General features: G+C 61.5%; 11 protein-coding genes. 8 read left to right on the top strand and 3 right to left on the bottom strand.

The annotated features are described in order from the left end of the window. Positions 1-9: 9 nt before the first annotated feature. The 3 genes from BLU46_RS13790 to aceE form a co-directional block, all read right to left on the bottom strand. Positions 10-2,700, bottom strand: coding sequence for a putative bifunctional diguanylate cyclase/phosphodiesterase (locus BLU46_RS13790; RefSeq protein ID WP_063033431.1), 2,691 nt, complete (start codon positions 2,698-2,700; stop codon positions 10-12). A 315-nt stretch (positions 2,701-3,015) separates the two neighbouring features. After that, complete coding sequence (aceF, locus tag BLU46_RS13785) at positions 3,016-4,665, bottom strand: dihydrolipoyllysine-residue acetyltransferase (RefSeq protein WP_063033430.1); 1,650 nt, start codon at positions 4,663-4,665, stop codon at positions 3,016-3,018. A gap of 11 nt (positions 4,666-4,676) precedes the next feature. After that, positions 4,677-7,322 (bottom strand): pyruvate dehydrogenase (acetyl-transferring), homodimeric type, encoded by a 2,646-nt coding sequence (aceE, locus tag BLU46_RS13780; protein WP_063033429.1) that lies wholly within the window; start codon positions 7,320-7,322, stop codon positions 4,677-4,679. Positions 7,323-7,705: 383 nt separating this feature from the next. On the opposite strand from aceE, the gene glnE reads away from it, so the two are divergent. Genes glnE through BLU46_RS13740 form a run of 8 tightly spaced genes read left to right on the top strand, consistent with a single transcriptional unit; the run spans position 7,706 to position 17,647 of the window. After that, positions 7,706-10,645: a bifunctional [glutamate--ammonia ligase]-adenylyl-L-tyrosine phosphorylase/[glutamate--ammonia-ligase] adenylyltransferase gene (gene glnE, locus BLU46_RS13775; protein ID WP_093202462.1), complete on the top strand. Its 2,940-nt coding sequence runs from the start codon at positions 7,706-7,708 to the stop codon at positions 10,643-10,645. A 55-nt stretch (positions 10,646-10,700) separates the two neighbouring features. Continuing rightward, on the top strand, positions 10,701-11,735 hold the full coding sequence (waaF, locus tag BLU46_RS13770; RefSeq protein ID WP_093202457.1) for a lipopolysaccharide heptosyltransferase II: 1,035 nt from the start codon (positions 10,701-10,703) through the stop codon (positions 11,733-11,735). 1 nt (position 11,736) lies between these two features. Next, on the top strand, positions 11,737-12,795 hold the full coding sequence (gene waaC / locus BLU46_RS13765) for a lipopolysaccharide heptosyltransferase I (protein ID WP_017478297.1): 1,059 nt from the start codon (positions 11,737-11,739) through the stop codon (positions 12,793-12,795). After that, complete coding sequence (locus BLU46_RS13760) at positions 12,795-13,919, top strand: glycosyltransferase family 4 protein (RefSeq protein WP_093202454.1); 1,125 nt, start codon at positions 12,795-12,797, stop codon at positions 13,917-13,919. The genes waaC and BLU46_RS13760 overlap by 1 nt, the downstream gene beginning before the upstream one ends. Continuing rightward, positions 13,916-14,722, top strand: coding sequence for a lipopolysaccharide core heptose(I) kinase RfaP (gene rfaP / locus BLU46_RS13755; protein ID WP_063033425.1), 807 nt, complete (start codon positions 13,916-13,918; stop codon positions 14,720-14,722). The genes BLU46_RS13760 and rfaP overlap by 4 nt, the downstream gene beginning before the upstream one ends. Beyond that, positions 14,722-15,456 carry a lipopolysaccharide kinase InaA family protein gene (locus BLU46_RS13750; RefSeq protein WP_003209451.1) on the top strand — a complete coding sequence of 245 codons (735 nt, stop codon included), beginning with the start codon at positions 14,722-14,724 and terminating at the stop codon, positions 15,454-15,456. Before rfaP ends, BLU46_RS13750 begins: the two co-directional genes overlap by 1 nt. After that, positions 15,453-16,205 (top strand): lipopolysaccharide kinase InaA family protein, encoded by a 753-nt coding sequence (locus BLU46_RS13745; protein ID WP_063033424.1) that lies wholly within the window; start codon positions 15,453-15,455, stop codon positions 16,203-16,205. Before BLU46_RS13750 ends, BLU46_RS13745 begins: the two co-directional genes overlap by 4 nt. Beyond that, positions 16,205-17,647, top strand: coding sequence for a lipopolysaccharide kinase InaA family protein (locus BLU46_RS13740; protein WP_093202450.1), 1,443 nt, complete (start codon positions 16,205-16,207; stop codon positions 17,645-17,647). Before BLU46_RS13745 ends, BLU46_RS13740 begins: the two co-directional genes overlap by 1 nt. The last annotated feature ends 10 nt before the right edge of the window (positions 17,648-17,657 follow it).

The following is a 17,657-nucleotide window of genomic DNA, read 5'->3' as shown; positions in this document are numbered from 1 at the left end:
ACCGCGCTGTCAGGCGATTGGCCCGCGAGGATAGCGTTTAAGCTTCTCGATCAACTCGGAACCCGGGATTGGCCGGTCGAACAGGTAGCCCTGGCCGACGTCGCAGCGGTGACGGCGCAGGAACGCCAGCTGTTCGGCGGTCTCGATGCCTTCGGCCACCACCTTGAGCTTGAGGTTGTGAGCCATGGCGATCACCGCCGAGGTGATTTCCATGTCGTCCTGGTTGTCCGGGATTTCATGAATAAAGCTGCGATCGATCTTGATGATGTCGATCGGGAATTTTTTCAGGTAGCTAAGTGACGAGTAACCCGTACCGAAGTCATCCATGGCCAGGGTCAGGCCAAAACTCTTCAGTTGGTCGAGTTGCAGGCGGGTGTCTTCGGTGGCTTCCAGCAGCAGGCCTTCGGTCAGCTCCAGTTCCAGCAGGTTGGCGGGCAGCTGTTCTTCCTTGAGGATCGTGGCAATCGAGGCCACCAGGTCCGGGTCGGAAAACTGCTTGGGCGACAGGTTGATTGCCACTTGCAGCTTGCCCAGGCCCGCAGCGGTCAGCTGTCGGCTCATGCGGCAGGCCTGACGGGCGATCCATTTGCCGATAGGGATGATCAGCCCGGTCTCTTCAGCCACGCTGATGAATTGGTCGGGGCGGATCATGCCCTTTTCCGGATGGTTCCAGCGCAACAACGCTTCCATCCCCAGCAGGCGACCGCTGCGCAGGCACAGCTTGGGTTGGTAGAACACGTCGAGTTCGTTCTGGGTCAGGGCGCGGCGCAGGTTGTTTTCCACGAACAGCTTGTAGCTGGCCTCGGCGTTCAGCGCCTCGGTAAATACCTGTACCTGGTGTTTGCCGTTGGCCTTGGCCTTGTGCAGCGCCAGGCCTGCGTTACGCATCAGGGTTTGCGGGTCGCGGCCATGCAGCGGCGCGCAGGCGAGGCCCACGGAGCCGGTGACGCTGATCAACTGGTTGTCGACGAACATCGGCTTGTCGAGGGTGGCCAGCAACTGGCTGGCGACCTGCTGGCCGGTTTCAAGGTCGGTATCGTCCAGCAGCACGGCAAACTCGTTACTGGCAAACCGCGCCAGGCTACCGCTGGCCGTCAGGCTGTTGCGCAGGCGCCGGGCCAGGCTGATCAGCAGTTTGTCGCCGGTCTGGTGACCGAGGCTGTCGTTGATCCGCTTGAAGTTGTCGATGTCCACCAGCAGCAGGCTGATGGGGCTATCGCTGTCCCGGGCAAAGCGTTCGTCCAGGTTACGGATGAATGCCGGACGGTTGCCCAGGTTGGTCAGGTTGTCGGTATAGGCCAAGCGCTCGATGCGCTGCTGGGCCAGCTTGGTCTGGGTGATGTCTTCGTAGATGCCGATGTAATGCGTCAGCTCACGGTTGTCGCCATAGACCTTGGAGATCGACAGCTGGCCCCAGTAGGGTTCGAGGTTCTTGCGTCGGCTCTTGAACTCGCCTTGCCAGCTGTTGCTCTTGGCCAGGCTGGAAGGCGCGTCGAACAGCAGCTCGCTGAGGTTCTCCAGCGCCGGCAGTTCCGACAGCTGGTGGCCGTGGACTTCTTCGGTGCTGTACTGGGTGATCGCGGTAAAACTGGGGTTGACGTATTCCACCACGCCGTCGCAATTGACCAGCAGGAACGCATTGGCGCTTTGCTCCACGGCCCGCTGGAACAAGTGCAGCGCGCTGGTGGCGGTACGGCGGTTGTGGTTGTTGATCACCTGGGCGAACTGGTCGGCCAGCTCGCCGGCAAAGGCGATCTCGTCGGACTGCCAGACGCGGGTGCTGCCACTTTGCTCCAGGCACAACACCCCGACCACATTGCCATCGACCCGGATGCTGGCGTCGAGCATGGCGTGGATGTCACGCGGGCGCAGGCTCTCGACCATTTCCCGGGTGCGTGGGTCGCGAAGGGCGTTGTTGGCATCGATGGCGCGGCTGGTTTGCAGGGCTTCCAGGTAGTCCGGGAAGCCACTGGCATCGATAGGCTCGGGCAGGTGGTGCTGCTGATCGGCGCGGTGATAGGCGGAAATCGGCACCAGGTGCTGGTTCTCGAGGTTCCAGATGCTGGCGCAGTCGATTTGGTAGATATCGCAGGCACTGCGGGTGATCAGTTCGGCGGCTTCTTGCAGCGAGTTGTTGGTGCTGTAGCGCTGGCGGGCCAGCAGCAGGATCAGTTCCTGCTGGGCGCGCACTCGCTCAAGGTGTTGCAGCTGTTCCTGCTGGGCGCGCTGGTTGAGTTCCAGGGCGATCTGCAAGCGGCTGTTCTGGCTTTCGAGATCCACGGCAGGGGCCAGTGAAATATCACTGAACAGGCCATCGACCACCATCAGGTAGCCACGCAGCAGGTGACGGTTGTGTTGTTTGTAGGCCTCACCCAGCTCCAACAGGCTCAATGGGCCGTCATGGGTGTGCAGGGTGTAGCGCACCAGGTAATGGGGGCTGATGGTCAGCTGTTCCTGGATCGCGTCATGCAGCTGATAACGCGCCTGGGGTTCCATCAGGCTGGCGTAGGGCGAGCCGACCAGGGCGCACAGTTCGACGGCGGGCAGGCCGAATTGGCGTTCGCAATTGGGGTCGAGGTACAGCAGGGCCCAGCTTGCCTCATTAAGCCGCTCGAAACGCAGCATACCGAGGCGCGAGGGCACCGGTAATTGCGTCACTACCTCGGCCGCCGTACGGGCGACATCGGGTTGGCTTTTCATGGGGAAACTCGCTTGGAAAAATGCGCTTCGCGCCGGGCTCACGCCCTCTTTACTGTTGCCTGCGGCAAGGTTGCATCATGCGGCACGGGCTGACAAGAGAGGATGAAGGCTAAGTGCTATAAGTGGGTTATCGGCCAGCGAACGGTTTTCTACAACCGGGGTGATGGGCGGTGTACAACCTCGATTTCCGTGTCCAGGTTTTGCCTGGAAAGCAGGCAAAAAAAGCCCCGCCAATTGGCGGGGTTGAGGTACGAGCGTGGCGCTCGGAAATCGGTGAAGCCAGGTCTCCTGCATGGGCAGAAGACCTGTTGTGGCTTAAAGCAGGATGGTGCGGATGTCGTTCAGCAACTGGCTCAGGCGCTGGGTGAAGCGTGCGGCAGCCGCGCCGTTGATCACACGGTGATCGTAGGACAGCGACAGTGGCAGCATCAGCTTCGGCTGGAACGCTTTACCGTCCCATACAGGCTGGATAGTGGCCTTGGAAACACCCAGGATCGCCACTTCCGGCGCGTTGACGATTGGCGTGAAGCCAGTACCGCCAATGTGGCCGAGGCTGGAGATGGTGAAGCACGCGCCCTGCATATCGTCCGGGGTGAGCTTCTTGTCGCGCGCCTTGGCAGCCAGTGCAGCGGCCTCAGCGGCAAGCTGCAGCAGGCTCTTCTGGTCGACGTTCTTGATGACCGGTACCAGCAGGCCATCCGGAGTGTCGACTGCAAAGCCGATGTGCACGTACTTCTTGCGAATGATCGCCTTGCCGCTAGGTGCCAGCGAACTGTTGAAGTCCGGCAGTTCCTTGAGCAGGTGTGCGCACGCCTTGAGCAGCAGGGGCAGCACGGTCAGCTTCACGCCGGCCTTCTCGGCCACGGCTTTCTGCGCAACGCGGAAAGCTTCCAGGTCGGTGATGTCGGCCTGGTCGAACTGGGTCACGTGCGGGATGTTCAGCCAGCTGGCGTGCAGGCCTGCCGCGCCGATTTGCATCAGGCGGGTCATCGGCACTTCTTCGATTTCGCCAAAGCGGCTGAAGTCGACGGTGCGGATCGGCGGAATGCCCGAACCACCGGTAGCGCCACCGGCTGCCGGAGCTTCCTTGGCCTTCTGCATCATGGATTTGACGTAAACCTGCACGTCTTCCTTCAGCACGCGACCGTGTGGGCCAGTGGCCGACACAGCGCTCAGCTCGACGCCGAATTCACGGGCCAGTTGGCGCACGGCAGGGCCGGCATGAACCTTGGCACCGCTTGGCGCAGGTGCAGCCGCCGGAGCCGGTGCGGCCTCGGCTTTTGCAGCAGGCGCAGGGGCGGCAGCAGGTGCAGCTTCAGCCTTGGCGGCCGGAGCAGCGGCGGCTGGAGCGGCAGCAGCAGGAGCCGAAGCGCCCGCGACTTTCAGTTTGAGGATGAAGTCACCAGTGCCGACTTCGTCTTCCAGCTTCACGGCAATGCTTTCCACCACGCCGGCAGCCGGCGAAGGGATTTCCATGGAGGCTTTGTCGGACTCCAGGGTGATCAGCGACTGGTCGGCTTCGACGGTGTCGCCGACTTTAACCAGCAGCTCGATGATCTTGGCCTTGCCCGACGAACCGATGTCCGGAACATGAATGTCCTGGACAGTAGCGGCGGCAGGCGCTGCCGGTGCAGCAGCCGGGGCCGCAGGGGCCTCGGCAGCAGCGGCAGGTTTTTCAGCGGCAGCAGGGGCCGCAGCAGGAGCGGCCGCCGCAGGGGCCGCATCAGCGGCACCTTCGATTTCCAGCTCAAGCAGTTCGTCGCCTTCTTTCAGGCGATCGCCCAGCTTCACTTTCAGGCTCTTGACCACGCCGGCCTTGGGAGCAGGAATTTCCATGCTCGCCTTGTCCGACTCCAGGGTCAGGATGCTCTGGTCGGCTTCGACGGTGTCGCCGACCTTCACAAACAGTTCAATTACTTCACCTTCACCGCTGCCGATGTCAGGTACGCGAATGAGTTCGCTCACAGAAAGTCTCCTCAGCAGTCCAGTGGGTTGCGTTTTTCCGGGTTGATCCCGAACTTGACGATAGCGTCAGCTACCACCTTAGGTTCGATTTCACCACGGTCAGCCAAGGCTTCCAGGGCTGCCAACACCACGAAGTGACGGTCGACTTCGAAGAAGTGACGCAGCTTCTTGCGGCTGTCACTACGGCCGAAACCGTCGGTGCCCAGGACTTTGAATTCCTTGGACGGTACCCACTGACGAATTTGTTCAGCAAACAGCTTCATGTAGTCGGTAGAGGCGATAACCGGGCCTTTACGGCCAGCCAGGCACTCTTCAACGTAGGTGCGCGCAGGCTTCTGGCCCGGGTGCAGGCGGTTGCTGCGCTCTACGGCCAGGCCGTCGCGACGCAGTTCGTTGAAGCTGGTAACGCTCCATACGTCAGCGCCGACGTTGAACTCTTCACGCAGGATTTTTGCCGCTTCACGCACTTCGCGCAGGATGGTGCCGGAGCCCATCAGTTGCACGTGGTGAGCAGCTTCCTTGGTGTCTTCTTCGAGCAGGTACATGCCCTTGATGATGCCTTCCTCGACACCGGCCGGCATGGCTGGTTGCTGGTAGGACTCGTTCATCACGGTGATGTAGTAGAAAACGTCCTGCTGTTCTTCGGTCATCTTCTTCATGCCGTCCTGGATGATCACCGCCAGCTCATAGCCGTAGGTTGGATCAAAGGTGCGGCAGTTCGGGATGGTGCCCGCCAGGATGTGGCTGTGGCCGTCTTCGTGTTGCAGGCCTTCGCCGTTCAGCGTGGTCCGGCCGGCAGTACCGCCGATCAGGAAGCCACGGGTACGGCTGTCGCCTGCTGCCCAAGCCAGGTCGCCAATACGCTGGAAACCGAACATCGAGTAGAAGATGTAGAACGGCAGCATCGGCTGGTTGTGGCTGGAGTACGACGTACCGGCAGCGATGAAGGAGCTCATGGCGCCCGCTTCGTTGATGCCTTCTTCGAGGATCTGGCCCTTCTTGTCTTCCTTGTAGAACATCACCTGGTCTTTATCGACTGGCTCGTAGAGCTGGCCGACGGAGGAGTAGATGCCCAACTGACGGAACATGCCTTCCATACCGAAGGTACGGGCTTCGTCCGGGATGATCGGCACGATACGCGAGCCGATTTCCTTGTCCTTGACCAGCTGCGCGAGGATCCGCACGAAGGCCATGGTGGTGGAGATTTCACGGTCGCCCGAACCGTCCAGGATAGCCTTGAGGGTATCCAGTGGCGGAGTCGGGATGTTGAAGCTCTTGGCGCGGCGCTGTGGCACGAAACCGCCCAGTGCAGTGCGACGCTCGCTGAGGTAGCGGGCTTCGGCGCTGTTTGGCTCTGGCTTGAAGAACGGCAGGTTCTCCAGCTCTTCGTCCTTGACCGGGATGTCGAAGCGGTCGCGGAACAACTTCAGGCTGTCGACATCGACTTTCTTGGTGTTGTGCGCAGTGTTCTTCGCTTCGCCGGCACCGGTGCCATAACCTTTGATGGTCTTGGCCAGAATGACGGTTGGTTGCTCTTTGTGGTTGACCGCTTCGTGGTACGCCGCGTAGACCTTGTACGGGTCGTGGCCGCCACGGTTGAGTTTCCAGATCTCGTCGTCGGACAGATCAGCAACCATCGCCTTGAGCTCTGGCGAGTTGAAGAAGTGTTCACGTACGAACGCGCCGTCTTTGGCTTTGTAGTTCTGGTACTCGCCGTCGATGACTTCGTCCATGCGACGTTGCAGGATACCGTCGACGTCTTTGGCCAGCAGTGGGTCCCAGAAACGGCCCCAGATGACTTTGGTCACGTTCCATTGAGCACCGCGGAACACGCCTTCGAGTTCCTGGATAATCTTGCCGTTGCCGCGAACCGGGCCGTCGAGGCGCTGCAGGTTGCAGTTGATGACGAAGATCAGGTTGTCCAGCTTCTCGCGGCCAGCCAGGGAGATGGCGCCCAGGGATTCCGGCTCGTCACACTCGCCGTCGCCCAGGAAGCACCAGACTTTCTGCTTGCCTTCAGGGATGAAGCCACGGGCTTCCAGGTACTTCATGAAGCGTGCCTGGTAGATCGCCTGGATCGGGCCCAAGCCCATGGATACCGTCGGGAACTGCCAGAAATCAGGCATCAGCCAAGGGTGCGGATAGGACGAGAGGCCCTGGCCGTCGACTTCCTGGCGGAAGTTGTTCATTTGTTCTTCGGTGATGCGGCCTTCCATGAACGCACGGGCGTAGACGCCTGGCGAGGTGTGACCCTGGAAGTAGATCAGGTCGCCGCCGTGTTCTTCGGTCGGGGCCTGGAAGAAGTAGTTGAAGCCAATGTCATACAGGGTTGCGCTGGAAGCGAAGCTGGAGATGTGACCGCCCAGGTCAGAATCTTTCAAGTTCGTGCGCATTACCATCGCCATGGCGTTCCAGCGTACCAACGAGCGAATGCGGCGTTCCATGAACAGGTCGCCAGGCATGCGTGCTTCGTGGGTTACCGGGATGGTGTTGCGGTACGGCGTGGTGATGGCGTAGGGCAGTTGCGAGCCGCTGCGGGTCGCGAGTTCGCCCATACGGGTCATCAGGTAGTGAGCACGGTCTTCGCCTTCTTTGTCGAGAACCGATTCCAGGGCGTCCAGCCATTCCTGGGTTTCGACGGGATCGAGGTCTTGCATGGCTTGCTCCAGGGCGGAAAGGCTACCAGAATCGGTTGCCTGAAGTTTGCGACTGGCCTTGTGGGCAGACGACATAAATTCTTGGATGGCCGAAGGTTGCTTCGGCGTCCTGTAGTTTTACTACAAATCGTCGGCCATTTCAGCCTTTCGAATGTATATACGAGTAGTAAAACTACACAAGACTGAGCGGATTGCTCGGTCTAGCTGGCGAGCATAATCGTTATTGTTGATCTTTTGCGAACAAGAAAGGGTAGAGATTTGATGTTGACTGCCAAAAAAGAAAAATTTTCAGCTATTTCTAACCTTTGTTCGACAGTCCTTCACCGAGCGTGGTTCTTGCGTTCACAGCTACAAGCCCTTTACGCGCCGATCAAGGATAGACCATGAGCCTTCCAATGCAGGCCGAACTACCGGCCATCCTGCTTCCATTTGCCAAGCGGGCCGAGCAGTCATTTCGTGACGCCGTGGCCGGATTGGACGGCGATAATGGCCTTTCTGAGTGGACGCCGCAACGTTGGGCTGACTTCGCCCGTGTGTGCGCCGCCAGTGATTTCGTCATTGAACAGAGTGTTCGTGACCCTTTGATGTTGCTGGAACTGGTGGCCTGGGGCGAGCTGGACCGTGGCTTTGCCCCCGGCGAGCTGTGCGGGCAGATTGCGGTTGCCGTGCAGCAAGCCCAGACAGAAGACGAGCTGGGCCGCGTTCTGCGACGCCAGCGCACGCGCCAGCAAGTGCGGATCATCTGGCGCGACCTGACCCGACAGGCGGACCTGGTGCAAACCTGCCGCGATCTATCGGACATGGCTGACGCCAGCATCGACCAGGCGTATCAATGGTTGTACCAGCGCCACTGCGCCTTGTTCGGCACCCCCACTGGTCGTCGCAGCGGTGAACCGCAGCACATGGTCATCCTCGGCATGGGCAAGCTCGGTGCCGTGGAGCTGAACCTGTCGTCCGATATCGACCTGATCTTTGCCTACCCCGAAGGCGGCGACACGGTCGGCGTGAAGCGCTCTCTGGATAACCAGGAATTCTTCATCCGTCTTGGTCAAAAACTGATCAAGGCCCTGGACCCGATGACCGTCGACGGCTTTGTGTTCCGCGTCGACATGCGCCTGCGGCCCTACGGTTCAGCCGGGGCGCTAGTGCTCAGCTTCAACGCGCTGGAGCAGTACTACCAGGATCAGGGCCGCGACTGGGAACGCTACGCCATGATCAAAGCGCGGGTGGTGGCGGGTGACCAGGTGGCTGGCGCACAACTGCTCGACATGCTGCGACCGTTTGTCTACCGGCGTTACCTGGACTTCTCCGCCATCGAAGCGCTGCGCACCATGAAGCAGTTGATCCAGCAGGAAGTGCGGCGCAAGGGCATGGCCGAGAACATCAAGCTGGGCTCGGGCGGCATTCGTGAAGTCGAATTTATCGCCCAGGCGTTCCAACTGATCCACGGCGGCCGCGACCTGAGCCTGCAACAACGCCCGCTGTTAAAAGTGTTGGGCACCCTGGAAGGCCAGGGTTACCTGCCGCCGGCGGTGATTGCTGAGCTGCGCGATGGCTATGAATTCCTGCGCTACACCGAGCACGCGATCCAGGCGATTGCCGATCGCCAGACGCAGATGCTCCCGGACGGCACCGAAGACCAGGCGCGGATTGCCTTCATGATGGGGTTCCCGGACTGGGCTGCGTTCCATGAGCGCCTGATGTACTGGCGTGGCCGGGTGGACTGGCATTTCCGCCAGGTGATTGCCGACCCGGATGAAGAAGAAGGCGAAGAGAGCGAGCTGGTGGTGGGCGGTGAGTGGTTGCCGTTGTGGGAGGAGTCCCAGGACGAAGAAGCGGCTTGCCGACAGTTGCAGGAGGGTGGTTTTGCCGACGCGCCCAAGGCCTTGAAAGCCTTGGCCGGCCTGCGCAGCAGTCCACAATTGCGTGCCATGCAGCGATTGGGTCGCGAGCGCCTGGATGCGTTTATCCCACGTCTGCTGGCCCAGGCTGTCGAGCACGCCAACCCGGATCTGGTGCTGGAGCGCGTCCTGCCCTTGGTCGAAGCCGTCGCCCGGCGTTCCGCTTATCTGGTGCTGCTGACGGAAAACCCCGACGCCCTGCGTCGCCTCCTGACTCTGTGCGCCGCCAGTCCGTGGATTGCCGAACAGATCACCCGCTTCCCGCTGCTGCTGGACGAATTGCTCAACGAAGGACGCCTGTTCAAGCCGCCGCTGGCGCCGGAACTGGCCGCCGAATTGCGCGAGCGCCTGACACGTATCCCCGAAGATGACCTTGAGCAGCAGATGGAAGCCCTGCGTCACTTCAAACTGGCCCACCGCCTGCGGGTGGCCGCTTCGGAAATCGCCGGCAGCCTGCCGCTGATGAAAGTCAGCGACTACCTGACCTGGCTCGCCGAAGCCATCCTCGAGCAAGTGCTGGCCCTGGCCTGGCGCCAGACCGTCGCCCGTCACGGCTCGCCGCAACGGGTGGACGGCACCTTGTGCGATCCTGGCTTCATCATTGTCGGTTATGGGAAAGTCGGCGGCATCGAATTGGGGCATGGTTCGGACCTGGACCTGGTGTTTATTCATGACGGTGACCCGCAAGCCGAAACAGACGGGGCGAAGCCGATCGACGGCGCGCAGTTCTTTACCCGACTGGGCCAGCGGATCATTCACTTGCTGACCACCCAGACCAACTCCGGGCAATTGTATGAGGTGGACATGCGCCTGCGGCCTTCGGGCGCATCCGGTTTGCTGGTGAGTTCCCTGGGCGCATTTGCGCGTTATCAGGAAAACGAAGCCTGGACCTGGGAGCATCAGGCACTGGTACGTGCGCGGGTGCTGGTAGGCAGTCAGGATGTGGGGCGTGCTTTCGAGCAGGTGCGGGCGCAAGTGCTCGGCCGTGCACAGGACCTGGACAAGCTGCGCCAGGAGGTCAGCGAGATGCGCGCCAAGATGCGCGACAACCTCGGTACCAAGTCCACGGCGGCGGGAACGGCGGCGAATGCCTTCGAACCCACGGTGGCGTTCGACCTCAAGCAGGACGCCGGAGGTATCGTCGATATTGAATTTATGGTGCAATACGCGGCTTTGGCGTGGTCTGCGCAACATCCATCGTTGCTGCGCTACACCGACAATATCCGCATTCTGGAAGGGCTGGAGCAGGTCGGGCTGATGCCCGCTGCCGATGCCCATTTGCTGCGCGAGGTGTATAAAGCCTACCGTTCCGCCGCTCACCGCCAGGCCTTGCAGAACGAGGCCGGGACCGTTGCCGGGGATCAGTTCGCTGACGAACGGCGCCAGGTGCAGCGAATCTGGCATGAACTGGGGTTAAGCTGAAACACTATATAAGGCGGGGAGGCATGAGCCTCCCCGTATCGTTTGTGGAAACTACATGAATATTCTGATCGTTGGGCCCAGTTGGGTCGGTGACATGGTGATGGCACAGACACTGTTCCAGTGCCTGAAACAACGCCATCCCGACTGCCAAATCGACGTGCTCGCCCCTGAGTGGAGCCGGCCGATTCTTGAGCGTATGCCCGAGGTGCGTCAGGCTTTGAGCTTCCCGCTCGGCCATGGCGCGCTGGAACTGGCGACCCGTCGACGTATCGGCAAGTCCCTGGCTGGCCAGTACGATCAGGCGATCCTGTTGCCCAACTCGATGAAATCGGCGCTGGTGCCGTTCTTCGCCGGTATTCCCAAGCGCACCGGCTGGCGTGGCGAGTTTCGCTATGGCCTGCTCAATGATGTGCGCAAGCTCGACAAGGCCCGCTACCCGCTGATGATCGAGCGCTTCATGGCCCTGGCCTACGCGCCGGGTGCCGAGCTGCTTGCACCGTATCCGCGCCCGAGCCTGCAAATCGACCCGGTCACCCGCGATGCGGCCCTGGCGAAGTTTGGCCTGGAGCTGGACCGTCCGGTGCTGGCGCTGTGCCCTGGCGCCGAGTTTGGCGAGTCCAAGCGCTGGCCGTCGGAGCATTACGCCAAGGTCGCGGAGATGAAGATTCGCGAGGGCTGGCAAGTCTGGTTGTTTGGCTCGAAAAACGATCATTCGGTGGGCGAGGATATTCGCCAGCGCCTGATCCCGGGCCTGCGGGAAGAAGCCGTCAACCTCAGCGGCGACACGTCCCTGGCCGAGGCCATCGACTTGCTGTCCTGCGCCGATTCGGTGGTGTCCAACGACTCTGGCCTGATGCACGTGGCCGCGGCGCTGAACCGCCCTCTGGTGGCGGTGTACGGCTCTACATCTCCCGGGTTTACCCCACCGTTGGCCGACAAGGTCGAAGTGGTGCGCCTGGGCCTGGATTGCAGCCCGTGTTTTGATCGCACCTGCCGCTTCGGCCACTACAACTGCCTGCGCCAGTTGCTGCCGCAACCTGTCAGCGACGCGTTGCAGCGGTTGCAGGGCACTGTGGTCGAGGTCCGTTAAGTTGCGGGTTCTGGTAATCAAGACCTCATCCCTGGGCGATGTGATTCATGCCTTGCCGGCGTTGACCGACGCGGCGCGGGCGATCCCGGGCATCCGGTTTGACTGGGTGGTGGAAGAAGGCTTCGCCGAGATTCCCACCTGGCACCCGGCGGTGGACAAGGTGATCCCGGTGGCGATCCGCCGCTGGCGCAAAAACCTCTGGCAGACCTTCAAGAGTGGCGAATGGCGGCGCTTCAAAAAGAGCGTGCAGTCGACCAAATACGACTTGGTGATCGATGCTCAGGGCCTGTTGAAAAGCGCCTGGCTGACCCGCTACGTACGTGCTCCCGTTGCCGGCTTCGATAAGCAGTCGGCTCGCGAACCGTTGGCGGCGCACTTCTATTCCCGGCGTTTGGCCGTGGCCCGTGGGCAGCATGCGGTGGAGCGTTTGCGCCAGCTGTTTGCCGTCGCACTGGGCTACGACCTTCCCAAGGGCTTGGGCGACTACGGCCTCAGCGTCGACAAGCTGCTGGGCCTGCCGCCGAAAAAACCGTTTGTACTGCTGCTGCACGGCACCACCTGGGACACCAAGCACTGGCCGGAAGCCTACTGGCGCGACCTGGCCGAACGCATGGACCGCTTCGGCGTGGACGTGAAGTTGCCGTGGGGCAATGCCGCCGAAAAGGCTCGGGCTGAACGCTTGGCCAGCGGCCTGAAGAACGCTGAAGTGCTGCCCAAGCTGAACCTGGCGGGCGTGGCGCGAGTGCTGGCGAGTGCCAAGGCGTGTGTCGCAGTCGACACCGGTCTTGGTCACTTGGCGGCCGCGCTGGACGTGCCGACGATTTCCCTGTTCGGCCCCACCAATCCAGGCCTGACCGGCGCCTACGGTAAGGCGCAGGTCCACCTGGCCAGCGATTTTCCGTGTGCGCCGTGCCTGCAAAAGAAATGCACCTATCAACCGACCGCTGAAGACCAGCGCCGGTTTGATCTCAAGCGCGAGTGGCCCCTGTGCTTCACTCGCCTGAACCCTGAGCGTGTCGCAACGCGATTAAGCACGTTGTTATTGGCTGAGGAACACTGATGCAACTGGCTTTTGTCCTCTACAAGTATTTCCCCTTTGGTGGCCTGCAGCGCGACTTCATGCGCATTGCCCTGGAGTGCCAGCAGCGCGGCCACAAGATTCGCGTCTACACACTGATCTGGGAAGGTGACGTGCCGCCGGGCTTCGAAGTGCTGGTGGCGCCGGTCAAGGCGTTGGTCAACCATCGGCGCAATGAAAAGCTCTACGCCTGGATCCAGGCCGACCTGGCCAAGCGCCCGGTGGACCGCGTGGTGGGCTTCAACAAGATGCCGGGGTTGGACCTGTACTTCGCCGCCGACGGTGTGTTCGAAGACAAGGCACAGACCCTGCGCAACCCGATGTACCGCTGGTTCGGCCGATACAAGCACTTTGCCGAATACGAGCGCGCGGTGTTCGACAAGGACGCCAAGACGCAGATCATGGTGCTGTCCGAGCACCAGCAGCAGCTGTTCACCCAGTATTACGGCACCCAGGCCGAGCGTTTTCACTTGTTGCCGCCGGGTATCGCCCGCGACCGCCGCGCGCCGCCCAACGCTGCGGAGGTCCGCGCTGAATTTCGTCGCGAATTCGGCCTGGCCGAAGATGATTTGCTGCTGGTGCAGATCGGCTCGGGATTCAAGACCAAAGGCGTCGATCGCAGCCTCAAGGCCGTGGCCGCGTTGCCGTCGAACCTGAAGAAACGCACCCGGCTATTTGTAATCGGCCAGGACGACCCCAAGGTATTCCAATTGCAGAGTGCTGCGCTGGGCCTGGGCGATCAGGTGCAGTTCTTCAAGGGGCGCAGCGATATCCCGCGCTTTCTGCTGGGCGCGGACCTGTTGATCCACCCCGCGTACAACGAGGCGGCCGGCATGGTGCTGATCGAAGCGGTGGTCGCCGGCCTCCCGGTACTGGTGAGCAAGGTCTGCGGTTACGCGTTCTACATCGACAAGGCCCAGAATGGCCGGGTGTTGGACGAACCGTTCGAGCAGGCCCAACTCAACCGGTACCTGGTCGACATGCTCGACGATCCACAAGCGCGCGCGGCCTGGAGCCGCAATGGTCTGGCCTTCGCTGAGACGGCCGACCTCTATAGCATGCCGCAGTACGCTGCGGACCTGATTCTGGCGGAGCCAAACCGATGAAGTTGATTCTTGCCGAACCGTTCAAGACCCTGTGGGCCGGACGCGATGCGTTCGCCGAAGTCGAGAAGCTGGACGGTCAGGTGTACCGTGAACTGGACGCCCGCCGTACCTTGCGTACGGAAGTGGACGGCCACGGCTTTTTCGTGAAAATCCACCGGGGGATCGGCTGGGCCGAAATCCTCAAGAACCTGATCACCGCCAAGTTACCGGTATTGGGCGCGGGCCAGGAATGGCTGGCGATCCAGCGTTTGCAGGAAGTGGGCGTACCGACCATGACCGCCGTCGCTTACGGCGAAAAGGGCAGCAACCCGGCGGACCAACACTCTTTCATTGTCACCGAAGAGCTGGCACCGACCGTCAGCCTCGAAGACCTGAGCATGGACTGGGTCAAGCAGCCGCCGGCGCCTGTGATCAAGCATGCGCTGATCGCCGAAGTGGCGCGCATGACCGGCATGATGCACCGCGCCGGGGTCAACCACCGTGACTGCTACATCTGCCATTTCCTGCTGCACACCGACAAGCCGCTGGTAGCCGATGACTTCAAGCTGTCGGTGATCGACCTGCACCGTGCCCAGGTACGTTCGAAGATTCCGTTGCGCTGGCGCAACAAGGACCTGGCCGCGCTGTACTTCTCGGCCCTGGACATCGGCCTGACCCGCCGCGACAAACTGCGCTTCCTCAAGGGTTACTTCCAGCAGCCACTGCGCCAGATTCTCGCTGAAGAAGCCGCCTTGCTGGGATGGCTGGAACGCAAGGCGGCCAAGCTCTACGACCGCAAGCAACGCTACGGGGATGCGCTCTGATGGCGGGTTGGAACCTGGAACCCGCTTACGCCGCCCTGGCGGATGACTTTGGTAGCCTGGAAGCAGTGTTCGCCCTGCAAGGCGAGCGGCTGACCCGCGATCCACTATCCGAAGTGATTCGCGTGGAGCGCGGTGGGGTCAACTATTACGTCAAGCGCTACGTCGGCGCGGGCAAGGGGTTGCGCCGCTACCTGGGCAAGCCACGGGTCAAGTCTGAATGGCAGAACCTCAAGCGCTTCGCCAAGTGGGGCATTCCCACCGCCGACGTGATCGCCTGGGGCCTGGAACGCAAAGGCCTGGCTTATCACCGTGGGGCGATGATCACGCGCGAGCTGCCCAAGACCGAAGATTTGTCGGCATTGGCCGAGCGCAATGACCCGCAACTGTCCGACCCGGTGTGGGTCAACAAGATCAGTCGCCAGCTCGCTGAATACACGCGGACCATGCACGACCACCGGTTTACCCATAACGATTTGAAGTGGCGCAACTTGTTGGTGGACGACCAGCAAACCCTGTACCTGATCGATTGCCCCAACGGCGATTTCTGGCGCGGGTTCTGGCTCAAATACCGTATCACCAAGGACCTGGCCTGCCTGGACAAGGTCGCCAAGTATCACTTGTCGGCCACCCAGCGCCTGCGCTTCTACATGCAATACCGTCAGCGCAAGCACCTGAGCGCGGCGGACAAACAGCGAATTCGCCACGTGGTGAAGTTTTTCGAGGGGCGAGAATGAGTGATTTCCTGGCGGCCGAAGATCGAGCATTGCTTGAGCGCAACGGCCTCGGCACTTTCGACGCGCTGTGGGCCAAGCAACTGGATGCCGTGGACGAGCCCAATACCAGCCGCGGCGGCTGGAGCAGCGTGTTTCGCCTCGAACTCGAAGGCCAGGGCTACTACCTCAAGCGCCAGAGCAACTACCTGACGCGCACCTTGCACCGCCCGTTTGGCGAGCCGAGTTTTGCCCGCGAGTTTCGTAACATCAGCCGCTATCGGCAGTTGGGTATTCCGGCGTTGCAGGCGGCGTTTTTCGGTGAGCGCAAAGTGGCCGGAGAGCATCGGGCGATGTTGCTGACCCGGGCGCTGGATGGTTGGAATGATCTGGATTCATTGCTGGAGCAATGGTCTGAGTTGAGCGACGTGCAGCAGCGGGCAATCCTGCTGGCCTGCGGTCAGCTTGCTCGTCAGTTGCACAGCGTGGGCCAGGTGCATGGCTGTTTTTATCCCAAGCATATTTTCCTGCAGGCCACCGGCGACGGGTATGCGGCACAATTGATCGACCTGGAGAAAACCCGCCCGCTGCTGTTTGGCTGGCGTGATCGGGTCAAGGACCTGGAACCGCTGTTGCGCCGTGCGCCGCAATGGTCGGACGATCAGGTGCGCCAGCTGTTGGCGGCGTATCTGGATCAGCCTGAGAGCAGCGCGTTGGTCGCCACTTGGCATCAGCGCCTGGCAGCCCGTCGTACTCACAAGGAGAAGCGCTGATGCGTTTGTCCGAACTGAAAAATGCCGGCCGTACACCCAGCCTGCCCTTGAGCATCGAGCTGGCGGACGCTGCCGGGCCTGGGCAGTTGCAATTGCTCAGTTTGCTGCGGGTATTGCCGGGCCAGCGCTATGTCGGCGCAGCCGTGTGGCGCGGGCGCCCGGTGCTGGCCAAACTGCTGGTGGGCAGCAAGGCGGCGCGGCATTTTCAGCGTGAACTCAGGGGCGTGCGGTTGTTGGCTGAGCAAGGCCTGACCACGCCGCTGTTGCTGGCCGATGGTCTGCAAGAAGGTGAGGGCGGTTGGCTGCTGTTCGAGTTTCTGGAAGGCGCCGACAGCCTGGCCGATGCCTGGCATGCCGTCGAAGCCTTGCCGCCGCTGGCTGACGAGCAGCAAGCGGTGCTCGCCGAAGCGCTGGGTGCAATTGCGCAGATGCACGCCAAAGGCTTGTGGCAGGAAGACCTGCACCTGGACAACCTGCTGCGCCAGGACGGCAAGCTGTATCTGATCGATGGTGCCGGGATCTGTGTCGAAGAGGCGGGCAAGCCGCTGTCGCGCAACCGGGTGCTGGAAAACCTCGGGGTGTTTTTCGCACAGTTGCCGAAAAACCTCGAGCCATTTACCGAAGAGCTGCTGGTGCATTATCTGCTGAGCAATGGCGAGCATGCCTTGCCGCTGGAAGCGCTGCAAAAGCAGGTACGTAAAGTCAGTGCCTGGCGCTTGAAGGATTTCCTGAGCAAGGTTGGCCGTGAGTGCACGCTGTTCAGTGTGGTGCGCGGGCCATTCGCTTTGCGCGCGACCCGTCGTGAGGAAGAGGCGTCGATGCTGCCAGTGCTGGAGCAGGCCGACGCGCTACTCGACTTGGGGCACCTGTATAAGACCGGTGGTGCAGCCAGTGTCGCCAAGGTCGAGGTGGGCGGTCGGCCCCTCGTGATCAAACGCTACAACATCAAGGGTTTTGCCCATTGGCTCAAGCGTTTCTGGCGGCCGAGCCGGGCCTGGCATTCGTGGCGCGAAGGCAATCGCCTGGCGTTCCTCGGTATCGCCACGCCCAAGCCGCTGGCGCTGCTGGAAAAGCGTTTCCTGTGGCTGCGCAGCCGGGCGTACCTGGTGACCGAGTACCTGCCGGGGCCGGACATCATCGAGCGGTTTGCACCGTACGTTGAAAGTGGCGAGGCGCCCGAGGCCGAATTGCAGGCCCTGGATTACTTGTTTGCAGAGTTGATCCGCGAGCGCATCAGCCATGGGGATTTCAAGGGGCATAACCTGTTCTGGCACACGGATCGCTGGGCGCTTATCGACCTTGATTCGATGTGTCAGCACACGTCCTTGAGCAGCTTCGCTCCGGCATATGCCAGGGATCGGGCAAGGTTTATGCGTAACTGGCCTGAGAGCAGTGCGTTGTATCGGGTGATTGACCAGCGGTTGCCAAAGGCAGTGGGGTAGGGGTTTTGGG

It is taken from the genome of Pseudomonas yamanorum (assembly GCF_900105735.1).
GTDB classification, from domain to species: Bacteria; Pseudomonadota; Gammaproteobacteria; order Pseudomonadales; family Pseudomonadaceae; genus Aquipseudomonas; species Aquipseudomonas yamanorum.
This window is presented reverse-complemented; position numbering and strand designations above follow the sequence as displayed.